Here is a 6,260-nt window from a genome sequence, read left to right as displayed (position 1 = left end):
TATGCGGTAATTTGTCATCTTCTATGCCAGTACCATTATCAATAATTTCGATCAGGATCTGCTCTGTCGCAGGCCTGACGACCAATTTGACTTGAGGGCTTGGACAATTTGCGTGATTAACTGGCGATGATGACTGGCAGTGTCAGTATGACTTTAGCGCCTTCATTACGCTTACTTTCAATATTAATAGTGCCTTTGTGCTCTGTGATAATCCCATACACAACAGCCAGACCCATACCAGTACCCTGCCCGACAGGCTTAGTGGTAAAAAAAGGGTTCGAAGATATGCGGTAATTTGTCATCTTCTATGCCAGTACCATTATCAATAATTTCGATCAGGATCTGCTCTGTCGCAGGCCTGACGACCAATTTGACTTGAGGGCTTGGACAATTTGCGTGATTAACTGGCAATGATGACTGGCAGTGTCAGTGTGACTTTTGCGCCTTCATTACGCTTACTTTCAATATTAATAGTGCCTTTGTGCTCTGAGATAATCCCATACACAACAGCCAGACCCATACCAGTACCCTGCCCGACAGGCTTAGTGGTAAAAAAAGGTTCGAAGATATGCGGTAATTTGTCATCTTCTATGCCAGTTCCATTATCAATAATTTCGATCAGGATCTGCTCTGTCGCAGGCCTGACGACCAATTTGATTTGAGGGTTTGGACAGTTCCCGTGCGCTTTCCCTTGCTCACAAGCATATTTGGCATTCATCAGTAAATTGATGATCACCTGATTTAACGCGGCAAGATTGCAATAGCTAAGCGGGATATCCACTTTTTCTACAACGAGTTCGATATGCTTAAGCTGATTGGCAAGCAAGCCCAGCGCACTGTCTATCGCTTCAGTCATATCAGCCATCACAAATTCATTGTTTTTGGGCCGGGCGAAATCTAATAAGCTTGCGACGATAGTCGCGATACGCCGACAACCGTCCTGGCAATCTTCGATGAGATCTTCCGCATCTTCAGCAAAAAAACCCAGCTGATATTGTGCTTCCAGGTTCTTAAACGCCTCTTTGAACGCCTCCTGGTCAATGGCATTGTCTGAAAATTGCTGACTTGTATTAATCAATTCCGCAACGCCTTTAGCAACCTGCCCCAGTGTAGCCACATTACTGTTAACATAAGCCAGCGGGTTATTAATTTCGTGTGCCACGCCCGCAGACATCACACCGAGCGTCGCCATCTTCTCACTCTGCAAAATAGCGGCATGCTGTCGTTTTAGCTGCGTCAGGTTAGCCTCGAGCTCTTGGTTGGCAAGATATAGAGAACGCGTTTTATCCTCTAATAGCGTTTCAAGCTCATCACGAGCCTGCTTTTCTCTGCGGTACGCCTTGTAATATTCATTGTCATTTTGCGACATATTCACCTCTTGCACTCTACCTTGGGAGCTCCCAGCATCACTTGTAGTGCTGGATAAGACAGATCTGAGCCATACACCGAATCATACCCTCAGTTCTCATGCCAAAATTTTCACCACAAACTGGGTATGCTCACCGCTTTGCGTAACAGAGCGATTATGTGATATTTCTATTTGCTTGTTAAAGTAATCGGCCGCACCATAAATCAGCCCTTCGGCACAGAATCCGAGTTTTCGAGGTGAACGGTAATCTAGTAATATCTCGGAATCATTTACAATCGTCGCTTCAATCTTTGGCAGATTCGGCTCATCATATAGCTTAGCAACCTCAACATGGATCACACTGTCTATTGCCATAATCAACTTCTCAAATGTATCCAGCTCTGCAAGCACTGCTGTATGCTTAGCAGCCAATGAACCAAACAAAAAGCGCCCAAATACACTTAATACATCAGGCAAGGGTAAGGCCATTTTCTCTGCAACGCCATTTGCCAGCGCGTACAGTTCTTCATCCGGATAAGACACAGCAGAAACATAACTGCGATGTGCCGGACTGTGCTCGTCCAACAGTGCATTCCATACGCTCATGCCCAGGTTTTCGATGACCAGTTCTTCTAAACTACGGAATATTATGCCTTTCATTGTTCACTCCTTACACCACATAAATTAGCACCAAACTCGCTGCGGGAATTGTTATAAAACAAAGTTTAGACTAATTTTTATATTACCTATTGCTTTACGTCATTGATTTATGATGGAACACAGCCAAAAACCTGAAATTGCTACGCCTCCCTCCGGGCCTATTCGAGTATTGTGCCTGGATGATGAGCCGGGCGTACTTAAAGTACTCAGAAGAACACTGGGTATGGCAGGCATGCAGGTGGCCATATTCGAATGCGGGGGACTCGCGCTTAAAGCACTTGATGCGAATGAATTTGAAGTGATCATCTCAGACATGAGAATGCCGGAAATGGATGGCGTTGAATTCCTAACCAAAGCGAGGCAGGTGTCGCCCCAGTCACAGCGCATCTTATTGTCCGGTTACTCAGATATGGACTCGACGATCGCAGCTATAAATGAGGGCGGGATCCATAACTTCCTTCAAAAGCCCTGGCAGAATGAAGCCCTTATCCATGTTATTAAAGATGCGGCCGAGAAATATCGCCTTAAACAATACAACCTCGCGCTTCAGGAAGAGGTTAGCAAACAAAACGACCAACTGAAGGTGCTTAATGGCAATCTCGAAGAGTTAGTAGAAAAGCGCACCGCGCAGATCAGAACAGTACTTCGACAACTTGAAACGGCTAACAAACGAGAACAAGATGAACATAAAGCTACCGTAGAACTGCTGTACAATTTTATTAATGCTAATCCCTATATCAATGCTGATTTGGCAAAACACATTGCACACCTTTGTGGCCTGGTTGCGCATAAACTTGGGCTTAGTGAAAAAGTCATACAACTGACTAAGATGGCTGGTTACTTGGCGCAAGTAGGCCTGCTGGCAATGGATCCAGCCCTTTATAATCAGCCTGTCGAACAGTTAAGTCCCCAGCAACGAAAATTATTCTTCACACACCCAGCGACCGCGCAGCTGATGCTAATGCCGGCACAACATTTGAGTGATGTTGGCGAGGCTATCTATCATCAGTATGAAAAGTATAACGGGCAAGGTATCCCAAAAGGCTTGAAAGGCAAGGAAATCCCCATCGGCGCGCACATTCTTGCGGCAGTCAGAGATTACGTAGAACACCTGCTAAAAACCAAGAATCCGGAAAAAGAACAGCGCGCTCATGCATTGGAAATGATAAAAATGTACAGTGGCTCCTTTTACCACCCTAAGGTAGTCGCTGCATTAGAGCAATCTGTTCAAACTGACGGAGCAGGCACCGAGCAGGTAGGGTCAATGAATATCATCGATGCGCAAAAACTCAAGCCAGGCATGGAACTGGGCCTGGCCATCCATAGCCACAAAGGCATAATGCTGTTACCTAAGGGGCATGTTTTTACCGCTGCAACGGTCGCTAAACTGCAGCAGCTTGAATCACAAAAACCAACCCCATTTAGAATTCTGATTAAAACCTAGCGTTTAAATCTGACAACAAGTTCATACATATCATTTGCTACTGTGGTCAGCTCTTCGCTGATCACATGCATTTCATTTGAACTATTTACGCTTGTGTTGGCGAGTGTTGCAATGCTCACCACTTGCTGATTAATATCCTCAGATACGGTTGCCTGCTCTTCCACAGCGGTGGCAATTTGCATGCTACTCGCGCTGATTTTCTCTATCAGCTGATAAATCCCCTCTAACTTTTGAGAAGAGTGTGAAAGCTGCTCAATGCCCTGGCGAGATTCATCTTCTCCCCGCTTTGCAATGAATTCGGCGTTTTGCGTGCTTTGTGTCAACTGTTCTATGATTGCGTGGATTTCTTTAGTCGACTCCTGCGTTCTTTGCGCTAAATGACGTACTTCATCAGCAACTACAGCAAAGCCCCTACCTTGCTCCCCGGCTCTTGCCGCCTCGATTGCAGCATTCAGAGCCAACAGATTAGTTTGTTCAGCAATTTGCTCAATGATCTGTGCCGCTTCAGCAATTTTAGATGTTTGTTTTGCCACACCTAACACTGAGTCCTTGATATCAACAACGGTCGCTCCCAAACTTTCTATTGAAGCGCGGGTCTCCTCTGAGCTGCGTGCACTTTCCTGGGCTAATACGAGTACCCCTTTAGCATCTTCTGAACTTGCCTGAACACTATGCGAGACTTCATTGATGGTAGTTGCCATTTCATTCATCGCAGTTGCAACCAGCTCAGTTTCGAGTTGTTGCTTTGTCAGGCATTGAGAGGTTTCAATACTTTTGCTGTTACTCTCTTTTGCACCACCAGCGACCCCCTTAGCTGCGAATTCAATACGCGTAATAATAGTATCCAGGTGCGCGCGCTCGCTAAGCAGCTTGACGTGTAGTTGAGCCATTTTACCACTCCAGGGAGAATAAACCTGCGTGGCAATATCATCACAAAAACTGTGTGACATCACTTTATCTATCCTGCCCAACTGCTCGTTATCGCGGTACGTGTTATAGGCAAACAAAGCCAGGGTGTTCGCTATCAACCAACCAAATCCAAGCGTTTCATTCACTGATAGATATAAAAAGAGTGCAGAGAGCACTGCCAGTGAGGGCCAAATTGCACGCAGCTTCGGTAGTTTTACTTTATCGCGTTGACCTGATTTAACTCGTTTGTAGAGCGCTTCGGCTCTAGTGACAGATTCACGATCCGGACAGCTACGGACAGATTCGTAGCCGATGATTTTACCACCTTCTGTCATTGGCGTGACATACGCATTCACCCAGTAATGGTCGCCATTCTTACACCGGTTCTTAACTAACCCCATCCAGGGTTTACCCGCCTTTAATTGATCCCACATGGTCTTAAAGGCGATTTCGGGCATATCCGGGTGGCGAACCAAATTATGTGGCTGGCCAATTAGTTCATCTTTGGCATACCCACTGACTTCAACAAAATGTTCATTGCAGTCAAGTATTGTGCCTTTTAGATCGGTCACTGAAATTAGTCGGGTGTCAGCGGAAAAGCGTTTTTCCTGATTGGTGACGGGGTGATTTAATCGCATCTTTAAACTCGAATTCTATGCTATTAATTGCTTCTGCGAAGCGAGAAAATACGACTAATGCGCTGTTTTTGCAACAACAAATCTATATTTTGCCATTTTTTTAAGACAAAATAACTAGATCCGATACAACGCCAAGTACGTACAACCGAAAATCGTTTTTTCACTCTAGCCTTTTATGTAGAATAGCAAGGCTAACAGAACACACCAAAGGAGCCGTGAGTGCCAAAGCTTTCTGCCATTACTGATAATCCACACGAGAACAGATTTAACGAAAAAATCGGCGTTCTGGTAACCAATTTGGGCAGCCCGGATGCCCCAAATGCACCTGCACTAAGAAATTATCTTCGAGAGTTTTTATCTGATCCTCGTATCGTAGAGCTGCCCAGAGCCCTTTGGTGGTTAATACTGCACGGCGTCATCTTAAGAATCAGACCCAGCAGATCCGCCAAGGCCTATGCCAGTATCTGGACTGAAAAGGGATCACCTCTGGTACAAATTACGCAAGATCAGTGTAATAAACTGAGCGCACTCCTAAAAGAGCAAAACTACGACAACGTCGAGGTGGTCATGGCAATGCGCTATGGTAACCCGTCTATTCAGAGCGGCCTTGAAGCACTGCGTTCAAAAGGGATCACTAACATCGTGGTATTCCCACTTTACCCACAGTACAGCAGTGCAACAACAGGCTCAACGTTTGACGCGGTTGCAAACGTACTGAAAACCTGGCGCTGGGTGCCGAGTCTGAGCTTTATCAATGGCTATCACAAACAACCAAGTTATATCACCGCCTTGGCGAACTCAGTACAAGAACATATAGACAAACATGGTCTGCCAGAAAAGCTACTTTTTTCTTATCATGGCACACCGAAACGTTTCCTCGATAACGGCGACCCTTACCATTGCTTTTGTCAACAAACCACCCGACTTGTGTGCGAGCAGCTTAAGTTAGACAAAGACACAGTAATGACGACTTTCCAAAGCCGGTTTGGCCGGGAGGAATGGCTACAACCCTATACGGACGTGACACTGAAAGAGCTGGCTTCTCAGGGGATCAAAGAAATTGCTATTCTCAGTCCTGCATTTAGCGCGGACTGCCTGGAAACACTTGAAGAACTTGAAGAAGAAAACCGAGAGTACTTCATCGAAGCAGGTGGTGAAACTTACCACTATATTCCGGCACTGAATGACAGAGACGATCACTTAGCGGCTTTGTTCGATATCCTGAAACCGTATATCAGATAGTGTGATACATAAAATAAGG

5 protein-coding genes and 1 pseudogene are annotated in these 6,260 nt (G+C 45.5%); 2 read left to right on the top strand and 4 right to left on the bottom strand.

Annotated elements, in window-relative coordinates; all coding sequences use genetic code 11:
• Positions 1-116: 116 nt before the first annotated feature.
• From QNM19_RS01755 to QNM19_RS01745, 3 genes and pseudogenes are all read right to left on the bottom strand, one after another.
• A pseudogene (locus QNM19_RS01755) lies at positions 117-369 on the bottom strand (sensor histidine kinase).
• Positions 370-400: 31 nt separating this feature from the next.
• A complete protein-coding gene (locus QNM19_RS01750; RefSeq protein WP_049863355.1) occupies positions 401-1,369 on the bottom strand; it encodes a sensor histidine kinase in 969 nt (322 codons plus the stop codon).
• Positions 1,370-1,465: 96 nt separating this feature from the next.
• A complete protein-coding gene (locus QNM19_RS01745) occupies positions 1,466-2,008 on the bottom strand; it encodes a heme NO-binding domain-containing protein (RefSeq protein ID WP_049863356.1) in 543 nt (180 codons plus the stop codon).
• 109 nt (positions 2,009-2,117) lie between these two features.
• Between QNM19_RS01745 and nosR the strand changes: the two genes are divergently transcribed.
• On the top strand, positions 2,118-3,452 hold the full coding sequence (nosR, locus tag QNM19_RS01740) for a response regulator c-di-GMP phosphodiesterase, NosR family (protein WP_049863357.1): 1,335 nt from the start codon (positions 2,118-2,120) through the stop codon (positions 3,450-3,452).
• Here nosR and QNM19_RS01735 read toward each other — a convergent pair.
• Positions 3,449-4,999: a methyl-accepting chemotaxis protein gene (locus QNM19_RS01735; protein ID WP_049863358.1), complete on the bottom strand. Its 1,551-nt coding sequence runs from the start codon at positions 4,997-4,999 to the stop codon at positions 3,449-3,451. The genes nosR and QNM19_RS01735 overlap by 4 nt on opposite strands.
• Positions 5,000-5,218: 219 nt before the next feature.
• On the opposite strand from QNM19_RS01735, the gene hemH reads away from it, so the two are divergent.
• Positions 5,219-6,241, top strand: coding sequence for a ferrochelatase (gene hemH, locus QNM19_RS01730; RefSeq protein ID WP_049863359.1), 1,023 nt, complete (start codon positions 5,219-5,221; stop codon positions 6,239-6,241).
• Positions 6,242-6,260: the final 19 nt, after the last annotated feature.

This window comes from Pseudoalteromonas ardens, assembly GCF_030125445.1.
GTDB classification, from domain to species: Bacteria; Pseudomonadota; Gammaproteobacteria; order Enterobacterales; family Alteromonadaceae; genus Pseudoalteromonas; species Pseudoalteromonas ardens.
The sequence above is the reverse complement of the archived record's forward strand: the minus strand, read 5'-3'. Positions and strand labels throughout refer to the sequence as shown.